This is a genomic window from Streptomyces sp. BR1 (genome assembly GCF_052373795.1).
GTDB lineage: Bacteria > Actinomycetota > Actinomycetes > Streptomycetales > Streptomycetaceae > Streptomyces.
In genome coordinates this window covers 540,586-558,719 of record NZ_CM126252.1, presented here as the reverse complement: position 1 = coordinate 558,719, position 18,134 = coordinate 540,586, and the positions used below count along the sequence as shown (strand labels likewise).

The 18,134-nt window shown below is 70.6% G+C and carries 17 protein-coding genes, 1 tRNA gene and 1 riboswitch; of the genes, 13 read left to right on the top strand and 5 right to left on the bottom strand.

Annotation, left to right across the window (positions count from 1 at the left end; all coding sequences use genetic code 11):
- Positions 1 to 101: 101 nt before the first annotated feature.
- From ACT1U9_RS02570 to ACT1U9_RS02555, 4 genes are all read left to right on the top strand, one after another.
- Positions 102 to 1,139 (top strand): hypothetical protein, encoded by a 1,038-nt coding sequence (locus tag ACT1U9_RS02570; RefSeq protein ID WP_444536720.1) that lies wholly within the window; start codon positions 102 to 104, stop codon positions 1,137 to 1,139.
- 74 nt (positions 1,140 to 1,213) lie between these two features.
- A complete protein-coding gene (locus ACT1U9_RS02565; RefSeq protein WP_444536719.1) occupies positions 1,214 to 3,034 on the top strand; it encodes a peroxidase family protein in 1,821 nt (606 codons plus the stop codon).
- 331 nt (positions 3,035 to 3,365) lie between these two features.
- Positions 3,366 to 3,534: riboswitch (cyclic di-AMP (ydaO/yuaA leader) on the top strand.
- 4 nt (positions 3,535 to 3,538) lie between these two features.
- Entirely contained in the window at positions 3,539 to 4,426 is an 888-nt protein-coding gene (locus tag ACT1U9_RS02560; RefSeq protein ID WP_444536718.1) for a M23 family metallopeptidase, read from the top strand.
- Between the two features lie 169 nt (positions 4,427 to 4,595).
- Positions 4,596 to 5,387, top strand: a complete 792-nt coding sequence (locus ACT1U9_RS02555; protein ID WP_444536717.1) for an SGNH/GDSL hydrolase family protein — start codon at positions 4,596 to 4,598, stop codon at positions 5,385 to 5,387.
- A 63-nt stretch (positions 5,388 to 5,450) separates the two neighbouring features.
- Here the strand turns inward: ACT1U9_RS02555 and ACT1U9_RS02550 are convergent, their stop codons facing one another.
- From ACT1U9_RS02550 to ACT1U9_RS02535, 4 genes are all read right to left on the bottom strand, one after another.
- The gene (locus ACT1U9_RS02550; RefSeq protein WP_444536716.1) at positions 5,451 to 6,440 is read right to left on the bottom strand and encodes an NAD-dependent epimerase/dehydratase family protein; all 990 of its coding nucleotides are present in this window, start codon (positions 6,438 to 6,440) and stop codon (positions 5,451 to 5,453) included.
- A gap of 69 nt (positions 6,441 to 6,509) precedes the next feature.
- On the bottom strand, positions 6,510 to 7,307 hold the full coding sequence (locus ACT1U9_RS02545) for a polysaccharide deacetylase family protein (RefSeq protein ID WP_444536715.1): 798 nt from the start codon (positions 7,305 to 7,307) through the stop codon (positions 6,510 to 6,512).
- Between the two features lie 138 nt (positions 7,308 to 7,445).
- Positions 7,446 to 8,375: a pentapeptide repeat-containing protein gene (locus tag ACT1U9_RS02540; protein ID WP_444536714.1), complete on the bottom strand. Its 930-nt coding sequence runs from the start codon at positions 8,373 to 8,375 to the stop codon at positions 7,446 to 7,448.
- Positions 8,376 to 8,522: 147 nt separating this feature from the next.
- On the bottom strand, positions 8,523 to 8,702 hold the full coding sequence (locus ACT1U9_RS02535; RefSeq protein WP_188278653.1) for a hypothetical protein: 180 nt from the start codon (positions 8,700 to 8,702) through the stop codon (positions 8,523 to 8,525).
- A gap of 150 nt (positions 8,703 to 8,852) precedes the next feature.
- Between ACT1U9_RS02535 and ACT1U9_RS02530 the strand changes: the two genes are divergently transcribed.
- From ACT1U9_RS02530 to ACT1U9_RS02500, 7 genes are all read left to right on the top strand, one after another.
- Positions 8,853 to 9,293, top strand: a complete 441-nt coding sequence (locus ACT1U9_RS02530) for a PPOX class F420-dependent oxidoreductase (protein WP_444536713.1) — start codon at positions 8,853 to 8,855, stop codon at positions 9,291 to 9,293.
- 96 nt (positions 9,294 to 9,389) lie between these two features.
- Complete coding sequence (locus ACT1U9_RS02525; RefSeq protein ID WP_444536712.1) at positions 9,390 to 10,589, top strand: MBL fold metallo-hydrolase; 1,200 nt, start codon at positions 9,390 to 9,392, stop codon at positions 10,587 to 10,589.
- 332 nt (positions 10,590 to 10,921) lie between these two features.
- Entirely contained in the window at positions 10,922 to 12,826 is a 1,905-nt protein-coding gene (locus ACT1U9_RS02520; RefSeq protein ID WP_444536711.1) for a sensor histidine kinase, read from the top strand.
- 7 nt (positions 12,827 to 12,833) lie between these two features.
- Complete coding sequence (locus ACT1U9_RS02515; RefSeq protein ID WP_101391062.1) at positions 12,834 to 13,268, top strand: roadblock/LC7 domain-containing protein; 435 nt, start codon at positions 12,834 to 12,836, stop codon at positions 13,266 to 13,268.
- Between the two features lie 2 nt (positions 13,269 to 13,270).
- Positions 13,271 to 13,642 carry a DUF742 domain-containing protein gene (locus ACT1U9_RS02510; RefSeq protein WP_188278521.1) on the top strand — a complete coding sequence of 124 codons (372 nt, stop codon included), beginning with the start codon at positions 13,271 to 13,273 and terminating at the stop codon, positions 13,640 to 13,642.
- On the top strand, positions 13,620 to 14,234 hold the full coding sequence (locus ACT1U9_RS02505) for a GTP-binding protein (RefSeq protein WP_444536710.1): 615 nt from the start codon (positions 13,620 to 13,622) through the stop codon (positions 14,232 to 14,234). Before ACT1U9_RS02510 ends, ACT1U9_RS02505 begins: the two co-directional genes overlap by 23 nt.
- Entirely contained in the window at positions 14,231 to 14,800 is a 570-nt protein-coding gene (locus tag ACT1U9_RS02500) for a GAF domain-containing protein (RefSeq protein ID WP_444536709.1), read from the top strand. The genes ACT1U9_RS02505 and ACT1U9_RS02500 overlap by 4 nt, the downstream gene beginning before the upstream one ends.
- Before the next feature lie 25 nt (positions 14,801 to 14,825).
- Here the strand turns inward: ACT1U9_RS02500 and ACT1U9_RS02495 are convergent, their stop codons facing one another.
- The gene (locus ACT1U9_RS02495; RefSeq protein WP_444536708.1) at positions 14,826 to 16,031 is read right to left on the bottom strand and encodes an acyl-CoA dehydrogenase family protein; all 1,206 of its coding nucleotides are present in this window, start codon (positions 16,029 to 16,031) and stop codon (positions 14,826 to 14,828) included.
- Positions 16,032 to 16,642: 611 nt separating this feature from the next.
- On the opposite strand from ACT1U9_RS02495, the gene ACT1U9_RS02490 reads away from it, so the two are divergent.
- Positions 16,643 to 17,827, top strand: a complete 1,185-nt coding sequence (locus ACT1U9_RS02490) for a Gfo/Idh/MocA family protein (RefSeq protein ID WP_444536707.1) — start codon at positions 16,643 to 16,645, stop codon at positions 17,825 to 17,827.
- Positions 17,828 to 17,924: 97 nt separating this feature from the next.
- Positions 17,925 to 18,001: transfer RNA gene (locus ACT1U9_RS02485), tRNA-Pro, on the top strand.
- Positions 18,002 to 18,134 lie beyond the last annotated feature (133 nt).

The following is an 18,134-nucleotide window of genomic DNA, read 5'->3' as shown; positions in this document are numbered from 1 at the left end:
CGTATACGACCGTGGAAAGTGGTCCGAATCTGGCATTTCGCCCCCGTGCCCCGCCGAGTAGCGTCGCTGCCCCCTGCCGCGGTTGGTGAGGAGGCGGACCCATGTCCGATCCCCGGCAGCACGAGAAGTACGAGCAGTACGAAGGTGGCAGCCCGCAGGCCGAGCGGCTGGTGTTCGCGGAGCTCGCCGAGCGGATCGTCCGCGTCCAGCGCGTCAACCAGGACAAGGGGCGGCTGCCGGGCCCCGAGCGGGCGTTCCACGCCAAGGCGTCGCTCGGCGTCGACAACGCCCGGCTGCGGTTCCACCCCGATCTGCCGTTGGGCCTGCGCGAGGGATACGCCCAGCCGGGCGCCGAGTACCGGGCGCTGGTCCGGCTCTCGAACGCCTCCGGCATCCCGCGCCCCGACGCCGTGCCCGATCTGCGGGGCATCGCCGTACGCGTCGTCGTCTCCGACGACGAGCGGCACGATCTGCTGATGACCAACGCGCCGGTCTCGCACGCCGCCAATGCCCGGGAGTTCGTGGACTTCGCCGAGGTGATGGCCGGGGCAGGCAGCACGGCGGCGATCGCCTGGCGGCTGCTCGTACGGCTGCCGCGCGTCGTCGGGCGGCCCACCGCCGCGCGGATGCGGCGCACGCTGAACCAGACGGTCGCCCGCAAGGTCGCCAGTCTCGCCGAGGAGCGGTACTGGAGCCGGGCGCCCATCCTGTGGGGCGACGCCGGTCCGGTCCGCTACCTGCTGAGGCCGGGTCCCTCCGGGCCGCCCGCCGCGCGCCCCGACCGGGCCACGCGGGCCGACCCCGGCTATCTGCGCGCCGAACTCGCCCGGCGGCTGCGGGCGCGGGACGTGGTGTTCGAGCTGTGCCTCCAGCGCTTCGCGGACGAGACCCGTACGCCCGTCGAGGACGCCTCGGTCGAGTGGCCGGAGACCGAGTCGCCGCCGGTGGCGGTCGCCGTGCTCACGATCCCGCGCCAGGACATCGACTCGACCGAGGCCCTGGCCACCGCCCGGCGCGTCGAGCAGTTGTCCTTCACCCCCTGGCGTACAACCGAGACATTCCGACCGCTCGGCAACCTCAACCGGTCGCGCGAGGCCGTGTACGGCGCGAGCAGCGCCCGGCGGCTCGGCCAGGAGTGAACGGCCCGGCCGCGACCGAGACCCATGTGAATCCACCGAGACCCACTGCATGGACCGCCCCGAGGGGGAATCCGATGAACTCGTACCGCACCTCGCTGCCGTGGCGCCTGGTCACCACCGCCGCCGAGTTCCTGGACAGCAGGATCGGCTGGGACAAACTGCCGTTGCCGCTGGGCCTGGGCACCCTGCTCGGGCTGCGCATCCGGCTGCGCCAGGAGAACCTGCACGACACCAACCAGCTGCCGTTCGCCAATGTGCCCGAGCCGACACCGCCCAAGGACCCGTCCAAGGTCAGGGTCAACCGGACCCCGGACGGCAGCTACAACGACCTCGACCAGCCCCGGATGGGCATGGCCGGGACCCGCTTCGGCCGGAACATCCCGCTCGACGACATCGCGCCCGCGACCCCCGCCGACGTGCTGGCCGAGCCGAATCCGCGCAAGGTGAGCCGTGAACTGCTCACGCGCGAGACCTTCGTCCCCGCCGAAACCGTCAACTCGCTGGTCGCCGCCTGGCTCCAGTTCATGATCCGCGACTGGTTCAGCCACGGCACCAGCCCCGAGGACCGGCCCTGGACGGTCGACCTGGTCGACGACGACCCGTGGCCCGAGCGCCCCATGAAGATCATGCGGACCCCGGACGACCCGACCCGCGACCCGCACGCTCCCGCCGGGACGCCCGACACCCGGGTCAATGTCTTCTCGCACTGGTGGGACGCCTCGCAGATCTACGGGAACAGCGAGGACGAGCTGCGCGCCCTGCGCACCGGCGAGAACGGCAAGCTGCACCTGTGGGACGACGAGCGGATGCCGTTCCCTTCCGACCCGGCCAAGGACCCCTCACGTATCCCCGGCTTCTGGCTCGGACTCGCCCTGATGCACGACGTGTTCACCCGCGAGCACAACGCGATCTGCGACCAGCTGCACGCCGCGTACCCGGGCTGGGACGACGAGGAGATCTTCGAGCGGGCCCGGCTCGTCAACGCCGCGCTGATCGCCAAGATCCACACGGTGGAGTGGACCCCCGCCGTCATCAGCCACCCGACCACCGTCACCGCACTGCGCGCCAACTGGTGGGGGCTGGCGGGGGAGCGGGTGCACGACCTGTTCGGGCGGATCAGCAAGTCCGAGGTCATCAGCGGCATCCCGGGCGGCGAGACCGACCACTACGGCGTTCCGTACGCGCTCACCGAGGAGTTCGTCGCCGTCTACCGGATGCACCCGCTGATCCGCGACGACTGGGAGCTGCGGGCCGCCAACGACAACTCCGTACTGCGCGATGCCACGTTCCGGGACATCGCGGGCCCCGAGGCCCTGAAGGTGCTCGGCTCGATCCCCACGATCGACCTGCTCTACAGCTTCGGCACACTCCACCCGGGACTCGTCACGCTGCACAACTTCCCGAAGTTCCTCCAGGAGTACGAGCGTCCCGACGGCCACCTCCAGGACCTCGCTGCCACCGACATCCTGCGCACCCGCGAACTCGGCGTCCCGCGCTACAACGAATTCCGCCGACTGCTCCGCCTCAAGCCCGCCAAGGAATTCAAGGACCTGACGGACAATCCGGTGTGGGCGAAAGAGATCAAGCGGGTGTACGGCGGCGACATCGAGAAGGTCGACCTGGAGGTCGGCATGTTCGCCGAGAAACTCCCGAAGGGCTTCGCCTTCAGCGACACGGCATTCAGGATCTTCATCCTGATGGCCTCGCGCCGACTGAACAGCGACCGGTTCTTCACCGAGTACTACACCCCCGAGGTGTACTCCAAGGCCGGGCTTGAGTGGATCGACGGCAACACCATGATCAGCGTGCTGCTGCGCCACTACCCGGAGCTGCGCACCGCGCTCGCGGGCAAGAAGAACGCGTTCGCGCCGTGGAACATCGCGGGACAGGAGTGAGGCGAGGCATTCGGACGTAAAGATGCACTGATCGGCTCTTTCGTCCGTATTGGGCGCTATACGGAAAACCCTCCATTTCCCCCACGGGAAGGGAGGTTTTTCCGTGAGTCGTCCGTGAGCAGCGTCATACCGGTGACGGTCCGTGGCGGTGGGTCGTGCCGAATCCCCCTGCCGTCGGGGCCTGTTGGGATTCATCGTCGACACAGGGTGACCGCAATTCCCCGATGAATTCCTGTCCGCGAAATCGAATGACGAATGGGTACTTGTCGCGGCCAGCAATGCTCGTTTACGGTCACCGCAATCCGGGTGGACCGCCGAATCCTGCCACCGCTCGGAATCCGCACCCATCCACGTGTGGCAGGAGCGGGGGACCCAGGTAGGCGCCGTCCGGAATTCCGGCACGGCTTGGGGTGAAGCCGACGCACCGCATTGTGGTGCGCCCGGCCGGGCAGCTCCAGCCCGAACCCGACAGCTCACCTCGCAGGCGCCGGAGAGGAATCCGCCATGCCCGCGAAGGGTAAGCACCGCCGCCCCAAGTCCAGCCCGATATCCCGGGGCATGGTCGCCGCCGGCACCGGCGGCGCCGCGCTCGCCATCCCGCTGCTCGGCGCCACCGGCGCGCACGCCGCGGTGAAGAGTGCCGCTCCGGCCGTCGCGCCGCAGCAGGCCGCCCGCGCCGCGTCCGTGTTCGTCGCCGCCCCGGCCGCCTCGCCCCAGGCCGCGCCCACGACGTACAAGGTGCAGTCCGGCGACTGCCTCTCGAAGATCGCCGAGGACCACCGGCTCGACGGCTGGAAGAAGCTGTACCAGGACAACCGCGCGGTGGTCGGCGACGACCCGGCGCTGATCCGGCCCGGGATGAAGCTGACGATCGGGGCGAAGTCCCACGCCACGGCCTCGCACACGTCGACGGCCACCTCGCACGCCTCCAGTGCGGCACCCGCCACCACCACCTCGGCCGCCAAGACGAGCCAGGGCTCCGCCTCCGGCTTCCGCGCGCCGCTGGACAGCGTGAGCATCGGCACCCCGTACCGCATGGCCGGATCCATGTGGTCCAGCGGCTACCACACCGGCGTCGACTTCGAGGCGCAGACCGGCACCACGGTGAAGGCGGTCGGCGCGGGCACGGTCGTCACGGCGGGCTGGGGCGGCGCCTACGGCAACCAGGTCGTCATCCGGCACGCCGACGGCATGTACTCCCAGTACGCCCACCTCTCGCAGATCGTCGTCTCGGCCGGGCAGACCGTGACCGAGGGCCAGGAGATCGGCCTCTCCGGCGCGACCGGCAACGTCACCGGCCCGCATCTGCACTTCGAGATCCGTACGACCCCGGACTACGGCTCGGACGTCGACCCGCTCGCGTATCTGCGCCAGCAGGGCGCCAGCCTCTGACAGTTCAGCGGCTCGAAACGGCGCGGCCCGGTACGTGAAATCGTGCCGGGCCGCGCCTTCTTTGGCGTATTCCCGTTGGGGCCAAACTGACCGGGTGGTCTATATCACCCACCGTCAACCCCTCCTTACGGTCGCGTAGGTCACATCCGTAAGGGAAAGATATGGTCCCGTGGCAGACGATTCGAGATCATTCAACAGCGGTACGTTCGGGTCGTACACGGCGATCGGCGACAGCTTCACGGAAGGCGTCGGCGATCCCGGCCCGGACGGGGTGTTCGTCGGCTGGGCGGACAGGTTCGCCGTGCTACTGGCTGATCAGCGACCGGAGGGGGCCTTTCGCTATGCCAATCTCGCGGTCCGGGGCAGGCTTCTCGACCAGATCGTCGAGGAGCAGGTGCCGCGGGCCAAGGAGCTCGCGCCCGACCTGGTGACCTTCTGCGGGGGCGGGAACGACATCATCCGGCCGGGCACCGACCCGGACGACGTCGCCGAGCGCTTCGAGCGCGCGGTGGCCGACCTGAAGAGCGCGATCCCGACGGTCATGGTGACCACCGGGTTCGACACGCGCGGGGTGCCGGTCTTCAAGCATCTACGGGGCAAGGTCGCCACGTACACCGCGCACGTACGGTCCATCGCGGACCGCTACGACTGCCCGGTGCTCGACCTGTGGTCGCTCAAGTCCGTGCAGGACCGGCGGGCGTGGGACGAGGACCGGCTGCATCTGTCGCCCGAGGGGCACACCCGGGTCGCGCTGCGCGCCGCCCAGGTGCTCGGCCTTGAAGTGCCGGCCGACCCCGACCAGATGTGGCCGCCGCTGCCGCCGCGCGGCACCCTTGAGGTGCGGCGCGACGACATCCACTGGGCGCGCGAGCACCTGGTGCCGTGGATCGGGCGACGGCTGCGGGGCGAGAGCTCGGGCGACCACGTGGAGCCCAAGCGCCCGGACCTGCTGCCGCTCTGACGGCCTATCGAGTCCTTGGTATGTCCTGACGGACCGTCAAGACGGCAGTGTTGGCGCGGTGGTTCAGCCGTGCAGCAGCTTCCGCTCCGTCTCCGGGTCGAGTCCGACCCGGGGGCGGTCCGGCCGCTGCGGCGCCTCGCCGCCGATGGACTCCAGCCACGCCCAGGTGTCCGCGACCGTCTCCTCCACGGGACGGCAGCGCAGCCCGGCGAGCACGGCCTTCCACACGTTCGAGACGTGCATCGTGTCGTGCAGATCGCCCGGCGGGATCCACACCGGCAGGTCGTTCCACGGCGCGACACCGGCGGCCAGGATCGGCTCGGGATCGGTCCAGCGCAGCACCGCCTTGTCGCCGGTGACCCGCGCGCACGCTTCGAGCAGCGCGCCCATGGTGGTGTGGTCCGGCGGGCTGACCAGGTTGTACGGGCCGCAGAGCCCGAAGTCCGCGGCGCTGACGATCCACTCCGCGAGGTCCCGGACGTCGATGAACTGGACCGGCAGATCGCGCGGCCCCGGCGCCAGCACCTCGCCGCCGCGCGCCATGCGGCCCAGCCACCACGGCAGCCGCCCGATGTTCTCCCACGGCCCGAGGATCAGTCCCGCCCGCACGAGCAGCGAGCGCTCCTTGCCGAACTCCTGCTCCACGGCCAGTTCGCCACCGCGCTTGGCCTGCGGATACGCCACCTCGCCCGCGTCCGGCGAGCCGTCGACCAGGGGCGCGGTCTCGTCGGACCCGGCCGGCAGCGGATGCGGGTACACGGACCGGCTGGAGACGTACACATACCGGGCCGCACGCCCCTGGGCCAGCAGCCGTGCCGCGTCCCGGACCGCCGAGGGCGCGCCCGACCAGGTGTCCACGACCACGTCCCACCGGCCGTCGGTCAGTGCGGCGAGCCCGCCCTCGGCGGTCCGGTCGCCGTGCAGCGCGCTCACGCCGTCGGGCGCCTCGTGGCGTCCCCGGTGAAAGACGGTCACCTCGTGCCCGCGCGCCAGCGCGGCCTCGGCGACGGCGCGGCCGACGAACTCCGTACCACCCAGTATCAGCAGTTTCATGGCCGCAACTCTGCCTGCCCGGACCGGCCTTGAGAACCGTTGCATGCTGAGGGCGAAATCCGGACTTGGTCAGGGGCGGTAGAGCTGGCCGGGCTTCGGGGGCGCGGGCGCGAGGAGCTGCGGGACGGTCACGAAGGTGAAGCCGCGCTCCAGAAGCGTGTCGATGATCCCGGGGACGGCGGGCACGGTCCCGTCGTAGATGTCGTGCAGCAGGATGATGCCGTCGCGGTCGGCCTGGTCGAGGATGCGCTTCTGGATCAGGGCCGAGTCGTTCGTGGAGTAGTCCTTGGCGGTCGCGCTCCACAGGATCTGCGAGAGCCCGAGCTCCTTGCTGACCTCGGTGACCGTCTTGTTGGTACGGCCCTGCGGCGGACGCATCAGGACGGGCTTGCGGCCCGTCAGCTTCGCGACCGCCTCCTGGGTGCTGTTGAGCTCGGTGCGTATCTCGTCGGCGCCGAGCTTGTCCAGCCGCTCGTGCGACCAGGTGTGGTTGGCGACCTCGTGCCCCTCGGTGGCGATGCGGCGCACGGTGTCCGGGTACTTCTCGACATGGTTTTTGCCGAGCAGGAAGAAGGTGGCGTGCACCTTCTTCTCCTTGAGCGTGTCGAGCAGTTGGGGCGTGTACTTGCCCGGCCCCGCGTCGAAGGTGAGGGCGATGCACTTGGCCTTGTGGCAGTCGACCCCGGACGCGCCGGAGCTCTGCGCCACGGCCTTGGTGTCCAGTGCGTCGTTACGGGCGGAGCGCGGCGAGACCGCGTTGTCGCCGCAGCCGGTCAGCGTAAGGCCCAGCGACGCGGCCGCGAGCAGCGCGGCCGCCGACCGCCCCCGGGTGCGACGGACCTCTGTACCCCTACCGCTGCTGAGCATGACGCGACTCCCCTTCGGCCTGGACCAAATCATGATCCGGACTATACGCGAGGTGTATACACACAGTGCATAGTGGGGTGGTGTTATGGCCCGAGGTGGCGTGCAGACGGCTTTACGCGGGGTGGCCGGGGATGGCGGTTACTTGTTCCGGGAGCCGGAGGGGCGCTTGCGGCCGGGGGTTGCGGGCTTGCGGGCCGGGGAGCCCTTGCGCGGGGTGTCGCCGCGTGCGGTGTCCTTGCGGGCGGGCGCGGCCGAGGTGTTCTTGTTCCAGTGGGAGGGGCGGTCGAGGCCGGTGGGGAGGAGGGTGGCGGTGTCGCCGTGTGCCGCGTTGGCCTGGGTCTGGGTGAGGAAGAGGCAGTCGGTGAGGTCGGCGCCGGCGAGGTTGGTGTCGCGGAAGTCCGCGCCGATCACGTCGGCGAGGCGCAGGTCCGCGCCGCTGAGGTCGGCGGCGATGAGGCAGGCGCCGCGCAGGTCGGCTCCGCGCAGGTCGGCGCCCTTGAGGCGGGCCCCGAACAGGTCGGCGCCGCGGCGGTTCTTCTTCTTGCTCCGGACCTCGGCGCGCACCAGCTCGCTGGTGCGCAGCAGCAGCGTGTTCACCTCGGCGCGGTGGGCGGCCACGTCGAGGTTGAGCAGGGTGTCGACGTCGCTGAGGGTGAGGCGCTCGATCTTGTCCAGCTGGGCCTGGACCTGGCGGTGGACGGGGCGGGCGGCCGGGCGGGCCAGTGCCTCGGTGAGGTACCAGAGCAGTTCGTGGAACTGCCGCATCACCGGGAGTGCGGCGAACATCTGCCGGGCGCCGTCGGGGTTCTCGCGCCAGTTGTGGCCGGCGAAGGTGACCTGGGAGATCTTCTGGCCCGCGCCGAAGCAGTCGTAGACCGTGCAGCCCTGGAAGCCCTTCGGGCGCAGCTTGTCGTGGATGCCGCAGCGGAAGTCCTGCTGGAGGTTGGGGCAGGGGTCCCCGACGGCCTTGTCGATCGCGAAGTCCGTCGAGCGGGAGAACGCCAGCGCGACACAGCACAGACCGAAGCAGTTCGCACAGTCGGCCCGCAGCTCGGATGTCTCGGACAAGGTGGGTGGTCTCCTGCGCTGTCGGCCCCGGTACGGACCCGTGACGGACCCGCATGGGCTGCCGTACGGGCAGGTCAAGCCTATCGCCGGGGAGGGGTCGGTCCGGTACGGCGGCCCGGGTCGGACCCGGCCGCCGTCGCCTCGCGCTTACGCGGCTTCGTCGAGCTCCGCGGTGGTGGCCGCCGCCCACAGAGTGAGAAGGCGCTCGTACTCCTCCGAGGGCCAGCCGCCGTCCGCGTCCGCGCTGTCGACCAGATCGCGGATCGCCTCGTTCGCGGCGTCGGCGTCCGGCAGTACGGAACCAGGGTGGTGGGCGGAATGGGACATGCGTCCAGCCTAAACGCACCCTCCGACAATCTGCCCCGAACTTTCACTGCCAGGTCCGTCACACGACCGTCCGTCATCCCTCACACCACCTCCACGCGCGCGTGGAGGAGCGTCGGGAATCGGCGGTACGCGCGCGCTGTTCTCCTGGCCATGACGGGATTCGACGCACACCAGGAAGCACTGCTCAAGCTGGTCGCCGCGTACAAGGGCGGCGTGCTGGTCACCCTCAAGCGTGACGGGCGCCCCCAGCTCTCCAATGTGATGCACGCCTACTACGCCGAAGAAGGCGTGATCAAGGTCTCCCTCACCGACGACCGGGCCAAGACCAAGAACCTGCGCCGCGACCCGCGCGCCAGCTACCACGTGACCAGCGACGACCGCTGGGCCTGGACCGTGGCCGAGGGCACCGCCGACCTCTCCCCGGTGGCCGCCGACCCGCACGACGACACGGTGGAGGAGCTGATCTCGCTCTACCGGGACCTGAACGGCGAGCACCCCGACTGGGAGGAGTACCGGCAGGCCATGGTCCGCGACCGCCGTCTCGTCCTGCGGCTGCGCGTCGAACACGCCTACGGGCAGCCCGCGGGCTGAGCCGTCCCCGGTGGGTCGCTGCCGCGTAATGCCGCGGTTCCCGCGTTGTCGTACCCGCCGCACATAATGGAACGACCCCGAGCCCCAGGAGGTGCCGTGACCGGCGCTGGTTCTCTGCTTCCACTCCGCGCCCGGCTGCGCGAGCTGCGGCCCGACGCCTTCGGGGCCGACCCGGCGGGGGAGCGGCTGGAGCGGATCCGCCGCTCGCCCAACTTCGCGGACGGGGTCTTCCAGAACCCGGAGGGCGCGCGGACGCGGCCGTCCGGCTCGATGCTGGAGTTCGCCAAGATCTACTTCGAGAAGGAGCAGCGCGCGCTGCGTGCGCCGACCGGCAACATCCCGGTGCACGCGACGACGCTGGCCGACCTCGCCAAGCCGCCGGCCACGGGTCTGCGGCTCACCTGGATGGGGCACTCCAGCGTGCTGGCGGAGATCGACGGCCGCCGGGTGCTCTTCGACCCGGTCTGGGGCGAGCGCTGTTCCCCGTTCGCCTTCGCCGGGCCCAAGCGCCTGCACCCGGTCCCGTTCCCGCTGGCCTCGCTCGGCCCGGTCGACGTGATCGTCATCTCGCACGACCACTACGACCACCTGGACCTCCCCACCATCCGCGCCCTGGCCGGTACGGAGACGGTCTTCGCGGTGCCGCTCGGCGTCGGCGCCCACCTGGAGCTCTGGGGCGTCCCGGCGGACCGGATCCACGAGCTCGACTGGAACGAGTCGACGAAGGTCAACGGGATCAGCCTCACCGCCACGCCCGCGCGCCACTTCTGCGGCCGGGGCCTGCGCAACCAGCAGCACACCCTCTGGGCGTCCTGGGCGGTCGCCGGGCCGGAGCACCGGATCTACCACAGCGGCGACACCGGCTATTTCCAGGGCTTCAAGGACATCGGCGCCGAGCACGGCCCGTTCGACGCCACGATGATCCAGATCGGTGCGTACTCCCATTTCTGGCCGGACATCCATATGACTCCGGCCGAAGGCGTACGCGCCCACCTCGACCTCCAGGGCGGCCGCCCGCACGGTGTCATGCTGCCGATCCACTGGGGCACCTTCAACCTCGCCCCGCACCCGTGGGCCGAGCCGGGCGAGTGGAGCGTGGACGCGGGCGAGGAGGCCGGGCAGACGGTCGCCACCCCGCGCCCGGGTGAGCCGTTCGAGCCCACCGGCGTCGTCCCGACCGACCCGTGGTGGCGCGCCGTGGCCCCGCCGACCCCGCACCCCTGGCGCCGCCCGAAGCCCCCGGTGGTGGAGCCGACGCCGCTCCCGACCGACCTGGACCTCGCGGCGGAGCGCTGATCCCGGGTACACCCTTCGAACAGCGGTCCGATACGGTCCCGCGCACCTACAGGGGCGCGGGGCTGTTTCGTTGTGCGGCTCTGCCGCGTGAGTGCGACCTCCCCAGCCGAAAGACGGCACATCCGGCCAATTTTCAAGCCGTTCCAGGGCATTCGCGCTGCCGTACGAGGCGTCATACCAGAGCGGGACGCGGTACGGGCAAGTTTCCCAACTGCGCACCGAGGCCGAGGGGTTGGCCACTACCGTGAGTGGTCGACGATCAACGCGGGTCCGTATAGGTTGAGTTGGGCCCGACTCCACGATCTCTGGGACCCCACGTACCGAGGACGCAGATGTCTCATCTTCGCGCACCCGCCGCGCGGTCCGACCGCCGTGAGGGCGGGCGGCACGGACGTACGGCACACCGGCCGCAGCCCCCGGCCGCTCCCACGGGCACCCCGGCTCCGGCGGCCCGCCCACCGAGCGGGCAGCGGCCGTCGGCCGAGGCCCGGATACGGCCGCAGCTGCTGCGTACGGCCGTGCTGCCCGCCGTGGTCGCCGTGCTCTGCGGCGTGGCGGCCGTCGTCGGCACGCTCCACTCCACCCACGCCCACCCCTCGCCGCTGCTCTGGGCGGCCCTCGGGGGAGTGGCGGTGCTCGCGCTCGCGTCCGTGGCCGCCGCCGCCGTGGGCGCCGACCGGGCCGCGAAAACCGTGCTCGGCCGCGCCAACAACCTGCGCCGGGGCAGCGCCCGCTCGGCCGCCGACCTGCGTACCGTCGTCGAGGGGCTGCGCCGCGGCGAGGGCCCGCCGGCCCGTCGGGGACCGGCCCAACTCGCGCCCGGCGCCGATGAGTTCGAGCTGCTCGCGCATGAGCTGACCCGCTCCCACGAGGCGGCCGTGGCCGCCGTGGTGCAGGCCTCCCAGCTCTCCAGCAGCGTCGGCAACGAGCAGAAGGTCGAGGTCTTCGTCAACCTCGCCCGGCGTCTGCAGTCCCTGGTGCACCGCGAGATCCAGCTCCTGGACGAGCTGGAGAACGAGGTCGAGGACCCCGAGCTGCTCAAGGGCCTCTTCCACGTCGACCACCTCGCCACCCGCATCCGCCGGCACGCGGAGAACCTGGCTGTCCTCGGCGGCGCCATCTCGCGCCGCCAGTGGTCCCACCCGGTCACCATGACCGAGGTGCTGCGCTCCTCGATCGCCGAGGTCGAGCAGTACCCCCGGGTCAAGCTGGTACCGCCGATCGACGGGACGCTGCGCGGCCACGCGGTCGCCGACGTCATCCACCTGCTCGCCGAACTCGTCGAGAACGCCACGCTGTTCTCCGCCCCGCACACCCAGGTGCTGCTCCGCGCGCAGCTGGTCACGGCCGGGCTCGCCGTCGAGGTCGAGGACCGGGGCCTGGGCATGCCCGTCACCGAGCAGAACAAGATGAACGCGCTGCTCTCCGACCCCGATCAGGTGAATGTCGCCCATCTCCTCCAGGACGGCCGGATCGGCCTGTTCGTGGTCTCCGCGCTTGCCCGCAGACATGGCATCGCGGTCCGGCTCCAGACCAACATCTACGGCGGCGTCCAGGCCGTACTGGTGCTGCCGCAGGGCCTGTTGGGGGCCGACACCGAGAGCGCCAAGGACGGTCAGCGGGATGCGGCCGCGCCGGTCGCGCAGCAGCCCGCGCGCACCCCGCTCCCGGTCCATCCGCAGCCCGCGGCCCCGGCGCCCGCCCCGCAGCCCGCGCCCCCCGCGGCCACCGCGCCGGCGCCCACGCCCGCGCCCAAGAAGCACCGCACGCCCGCGCACGGCACCCCGCTCCCCTCCCTGCCCCGCCAGCCCCAGCACGGCGAGACCGTCTCCACGAGCGGCACCGCACCGCTGCCGGTGCGCGCCTCCCACGAGGAGCGGCCCAACCCCGCGGCCGCCGTCCCCGGCGTCCACCGCGCGCCGGGCGAGACGCCGACGCAGCCCCCGATACCCCTCACGAGCGGTACGGTACGCGCCGCGGCCGGCCGTCCGGATCTGCCCCGGCGCCGCAGCCAGGAGCACCTCGTGCCCCAGCTGCGGGACGCCCCGGCCGTACGCAAGGAAGACGAACACGCCCTGCACGACCCGGGGTTGATGGCGGCTTTCCAGCGGGGCATCGGCCTCGCCGAGTCGCAGCCGGCCCCGCCCGACCACTCAGCAGCACCGCAGTCGCCCCACCTTTCGACCCCCTTACACCACCCCCAGGCAGAAACTGACGCCGAACACTCCAAGGAGTAGATGCACCATGGCGAGCGATGCGCCGACCGGACACGTCTCGGATCTCGACTGGCTGCTCAGCGGACTGGTCCAGCGTGTGCCGTATACACGCAACGCGGTTCTGCTCTCCTCCGACGGGCTGGTGAAGTCCGTGCACGGTCTCGACGTCGACAGCGCCGACCATATGGCCGCCCTCGCCTCCGGGCTCTACTCGCTGGGCCGCAGCGCGGGGGCGCGCTTCGGCGACGGGGGCGAGGTGCGCCAGGTCGTCGTGGAGCTCGACTCCACCCTGCTGTTCGTCTCCACGGCCGGCTCGGGCACCTGCCTCGCCGTGCTCGCTGGCCGCGAGGCGGACGCGGCGGTGCTCGGATACGAGATGGCGATGCTGGTCAAGAGCGTACGGCCGTACCTCGTGACGCCGGCCCGGCAAGGCGCCGGAACGCCGAGCGGCACGAGGCACTGAGCGTGCCGGCCCCGCAGGACGGACCATGGCTCGACGACGACGCCGGGCGGTTGATCCGCCCGTACACCGTGAGCAACGGCCGCACCCGACCGACCGCCACCCTGGATCTGCTCTCCCAGGTGATGGCGACCGGGACACCGCCCCGGACACAGCTCGGGCCCGAGCACTCCCAGGCGCTCGGGCTGTGCGAGGGGCCGACCTCGGTGGCGGAGATCGCGGCCCATCTGCGGCTGCCCGCGGTCGTCACCAAAGTCCTGCTGTCCGACCTGGTGGAGTGCGGTGCGGTGACGGCCCGCGCGCCCCGCTTCCACCACACCCCCACCGACCGATCTCTGCTGGAGGCAGTGCTCGATGGCCTACGACGACGGCTCTGACGTCAGCCCCGCCGTGGATCTCTTCCCCACCGCGCTGAAGATCCTTGTCGCCGGCGGGTTCGGAGTCGGCAAGACGACCTTCGTGGGCGCGGTCAGCGAGATCGAACCGCTCTCCACCGAGGAGCTGCTCACCACGGTCAGCGTGGCGCACGACAGCCTCGAAGGCGTGGAGTCCAAGACCACCACGACGGTCGCCATGGACTTCGGCCGTATCTCCCTCGACGACCGGCACGTCCTGTACCTGTTCGGCACGCCCGGGCAGGAGCGTTTCTGGTTCATGTGGGACGAACTGTCCGAGGGCGCGCTCGGCGCGGTGATCCTCGCGGACACCCGCCGCCTGGAGGACTGCTTCTCCGCGGTCGACTTCTTCGAACGGCGCGGCATCGGATTCCTCGTCGCCGTCAACGAGTTCGACGGGGCCTACCGCTACACACCGGACGAGGTGCGCTCCGCCATAGACCTCAAACCCGAGGTTCCCGTCGTCCTGTGCGACGCCCGTATCGGCAGCTCCGGAATCGGGACCCTGGTCACCCTGGTCCAGCATCTGCTGGCCATTTTCCCGGCCGCCACCAGCCATGGAGCCCACACATGACGTACGACCCGACCGGCCATCTGCTGCTCACCCCGATCGACCGGGAGGCGCCCGTGCGTGTGCAGCGGCTGCGCCAGCTCGGCATGGGGGAGCAGCCGGATCCGGCGTTCGACGAGTTCGCCCATAAACTCGCCGAGGTCACCGCGGCGCCCTATTCGATGGTCAACTTCATCGACGAGAACCAGCAGTTCTTCGCGGGACTGCACACTCCCGAGGGCGCGCACTCCACCGCCGATCTGAACGCGGCGGCCTCGGCGGGCGGCGTGAGCCGGATCATGGCGCGCGACCACGGCTACTGCCCGCACGTGGTGGTCCGCCGCAAGGCGCTCGTCCTGGAGGACGTCTGCGACTACCCCCGGTTCGCCGGCAACCCGGTCGTCGACGAGATCGGCATCCGCTCCTACCTCGGCGCCCCGCTGATCGACCGTACGGGGATCGCGCTCGGCACCATCTGCGTGGTCGACACCGAGCCCCGGCCGTGGGGCCGGGCCGGTCTGGAGACGATCAAGTCCATGGCGGCGGAGCTCATCGAGCAGATCCACCGCCGCGAGGACGGCGGTTTCTGACCGCCGTCCTCGCCGGTTCTCGCGGTCAGTGGGCCGCCGCGAGCTCTTCCATGCGTACGAGCTCGGAGAGCCGCTGTGACCACTGGCCCTTCGCGGTGCCCAGGGCCACCTCCGCCAGCCTGAGCAGCTGTACGTCCGAGGTGCCGGCCGGGGCGAAGATGTGGTGCGCGTCGCGCAGATAGCGTTCGATCGGGCGGTCGGTGAACAGCCCGGCCGCCGCGTGGATCTCCATGGCGCTGCGTGCCGAGTCCAGGGTCGACTCCACATTGACCACCTTGGCGTTCATGAGCTCGGCGTCGCACGGCAGACCCTGGTCCAGCAGATGCACCGCGTGATAGGCGGCGAGCCGGGCCGTCATCAGCCGGGACTGCAACTGGCCCAACTTGATTTTGATGTTGGTCAGTTCATGCAGCGGCTTGCCGTAGCGGATGCGTTCCGAGCAGAACCTGGTGGTCTCCTCCAGGATCGCCCGGTGGATGCCGAGCGAGACGGCCGTCAGATTGGCGCGGCCGTAGAGCACGCTGGAGGAGTAGGCCACGGCCAGTCCGTCGCCCTCCTCGCCCAGGCGGCTCTCCACCGGCACCCGGCAGTTGTCGAAGTACAGCTCGCCGAAGCTGAAGCCGTGCAGGCCCATCGTGTCGCGCTGGACGCCGGCCGTGCACCCCGGCCGGTCGGACTCGACCAGGAAGGCGGTCAGCCCGCCGGAGCCCGGTCCGGTCCGGACCACCACGCCGTGCAGATCGCCGACATGGCTGTTTCCCACGTACACCTTGCGGCCGTTGAGGATGTAGTCGTCGCCGTCGCGCACCGCGGTGGCGCTCATCCCGAGCACATGGCCGCCGGACTCGGGCTCGGTCACCGCGATCGTCGGCAGGCAGTCGCCGGCGGCGATGGCCGGAAGCCACTGCTTCTTCTGCTCCTCGCTGCCGAAGTGGACTATTTTCGCCACCCCCAGCTGGGAGGCCTGTGCCATGGCGCCCATGGCCCCGCTGACCCGGGACAACTCCTCGATGATGATGGTCTTTCCGAGGTGCCCGACGCCCATGCCGCCGTACGACGGACTCACAGTGGCTCCGATCCAGCCCTGCCGGGCGATGAGCCGTGACAGGTCGTACTGGACCGAGCGCGCCGCCTCCATCGCCGCTATCCGGGGCCGGACCTCGTACTCGGCGAACAGCCGCACCTGTTCCCTCAGTTGGTGGTGCCGGCGGCTGCTGAAGTATCCGTCCATGGCGAGCCCTCCTCCGCGAAACGCCTGCCCGTATGGGTGTTCGGGCAGGTGGTGCATCGGCAGTGGTCCCCGTCCCGAAGAGGCCGACCTCATCATGCTGTGGATCATCCGTTGGCGCTTCAATGCGATTGTCAACTTTGGCCAAAACGCGGTGTGTTGACGTTTGACTGCGGGTGTGTTGTGTGAGGTTGAGCCCTTCGGTTCCACTCGGTTGGCATTCCCCGGACTCAACTTTTTGCCACATGCCAACGGCAAAGGTTTCGTGGGTATCTGGCACTGAGGGACAGCTTTCGGTCCCGGATGCACACCTCGATGGCATCCAGGAGCACCCCGCGAACCCGATCGGACACCGGTCCCGAACGGACAGGGACGCGCCCGCGCCGCCAGGATCCAGGGTACGACGGTGTGCGAACCTGATCGTTTCGAAGCGCGGAGATGAACGCCCGCCAAGGGCCGGCGCGTTGGAGTGCCGGCCGGTGGCAGCAGCGCGAAATAGTTGTCCCAGGCGCTTACCCGGCGCGCGGTACCGGCTCGGGCGCCGCTGTCACCATCGGCAGCGGACACCCGGGCACCTGCCGGGCCAACCCGCTCGGACAACAAGGAAGTTGACCATGACCGACCTCCGTATCGGCGCCCTCGGCTACGGCCTGCGCGGCAGCCTCGCGCACGTGGCCCACCGACCGGGCCGCGGCTCCCGGCTCACCGCGCTCGCGGACCCCGACCCCCGCGCCCGCGCGGCCGCCGCCGAGGCCTTTTCCGACGCGGCGATCACCGGCGATCACCGCAAGGTCGTCGAGGACCCCGACATCGACGCCCTGCTCATCCTCACCCCCGACCACACCCACGCCGACCTCGCCCGCGAGGCCATGCGCAGCTCCAAGCCCGTCTTCGTGGAGAAGCCCCTGGACATCTCGGTCGAGCGCTGCGACGCGATCCTGCGCACCGCGTACGAGACCGGGAGCAGGCTGTACGTGGGCCACAACATGCGCCACATGCCGGTGATCCGACTGATGCGGGACCTGATCGAGCGCGGCGCGGTCGGCCGGGTCAAGACGGTCTGGATCCGCCACTTCGTCGGCTACGGCGGCGACTGGTACTTCAAGGACTGGCACGCCCAGCGCGAGTACACCACCGGCCTGCTGCTCCAGAAGGCCGCGCACGACATCGACGTACTGCACTGGCTGGCCGGCGGCTACGCGCGCGATGTGCAGGCCATGGGCGACCTCATGGTCTACGGCGACAACCCGCACCGGCGCGCGCCGGGCGAGCCCAAGGCGGCCGACTGGTACACCAAGGACGGCCACTGGCCGCCGCACACCCAGCGGGCCCTGAACCCGGTGATCGACATCGAGGACGTCTCGCTCCTGAACATGCGCCTGGACAACGGTGTGCTCGCCGCCTACCAGCAGTGCCATTTCACCCCCGACTACTGGCGCAACTACACGGTGATCGGCGACGCGGGCCGCCTGGAGAACTTCGGCGACGGCCCGGGCAGCCGGGTCAAGGTCTGGAACGCCCGGCGCTCGCACTACCGCGAGGAGCCCGACGAGATCCACGAGGTCCCGCAGGCGAAGGACGACTCGGGGCACGGCGGCGCGGACCCGCTCCTGATGGACGAGTTCCTGCGCTTCGTACGCGAGGGCGGCACCACCGACACCTCCCCGGTGGCCGCCCGGATGGCGGTGGCGGCGGGCTACCAGGCGACGATGTCGCTGCGCGACGGCGGCACGCCCCGCCGGGTGGAGCCGCTGGATCCGGAGCTCGCGGCCTATTTCGCGGCGGGCCAGCGCCGCTGAGGGGCGGCCCGCGAAAGGCGTTCGTGACCACCGGTCGAAGTGCGGTATTGTTCTCGTGCACGTCCGGTCCAGGGAAAACCCCAGGTCAGACGGGCATCGGGACGTGGCGCAGCTTGGTAGCGCACTTGACTGGGGGTCAAGGGGTCGCAGGTTCAAATCCTGTCGTCCCGACCAGCGTTTTCGCAGGTCGGAAGCCGTCTTCTCCATCGGAGAAGGCGGCTTTCCGTGTTTTCCCATGGCGATCCGGCCGGGTCTTCAGCTCGATCGCGCCCGGCGGCAGGGCCCTGTCCGGCAGGGGCCCGTCACG

Bases quoted from the DNA above. Each gene is read 5' to 3' on its own strand.
- ACT1U9_RS02570 (WP_444536720.1), top strand. From the start codon at position 102: ATGTCCGATCCCCGGCAGCACGAGAAGTACGAGCAGTACGAAGGTGGC.
- ACT1U9_RS02565 (WP_444536719.1), top strand. From the start codon at position 1,214: ATGAACTCGTACCGCACCTCGCTGCCGTGGCGCCTGGTCACCACCGCC.
- ACT1U9_RS02560 (WP_444536718.1), top strand. From the start codon at position 3,539: ATGCCCGCGAAGGGTAAGCACCGCCGCCCCAAGTCCAGCCCGATATCC.
- ACT1U9_RS02550 (WP_444536716.1), bottom strand. From the start codon at position 6,440: ATGAAACTGCTGATACTGGGTGGTACGGAGTTCGTCGGCCGCGCCGTC.
- ACT1U9_RS02545 (WP_444536715.1), bottom strand. From the start codon at position 7,307: ATGCTCAGCAGCGGTAGGGGTACAGAGGTCCGTCGCACCCGGGGGCGG.
- ACT1U9_RS02535 (WP_188278653.1), bottom strand. From the start codon at position 8,702: ATGTCCCATTCCGCCCACCACCCTGGTTCCGTACTGCCGGACGCCGAC.
- ACT1U9_RS02530 (WP_444536713.1), top strand. From the start codon at position 8,853: ATGACGGGATTCGACGCACACCAGGAAGCACTGCTCAAGCTGGTCGCC.
- ACT1U9_RS02520 (WP_444536711.1), top strand. From the start codon at position 10,922: ATGTCTCATCTTCGCGCACCCGCCGCGCGGTCCGACCGCCGTGAGGGC.
- ACT1U9_RS02515 (WP_101391062.1), top strand. From the start codon at position 12,834: ATGGCGAGCGATGCGCCGACCGGACACGTCTCGGATCTCGACTGGCTG.
- ACT1U9_RS02505 (WP_444536710.1), top strand. From the start codon at position 13,620: ATGGCCTACGACGACGGCTCTGACGTCAGCCCCGCCGTGGATCTCTTC.
- ACT1U9_RS02500 (WP_444536709.1), top strand. From the start codon at position 14,231: ATGACGTACGACCCGACCGGCCATCTGCTGCTCACCCCGATCGACCGG.
- ACT1U9_RS02495 (WP_444536708.1), bottom strand. From the start codon at position 16,031: ATGGACGGATACTTCAGCAGCCGCCGGCACCACCAACTGAGGGAACAG.
- ACT1U9_RS02490 (WP_444536707.1), top strand. From the start codon at position 16,643: ATGACCGACCTCCGTATCGGCGCCCTCGGCTACGGCCTGCGCGGCAGC.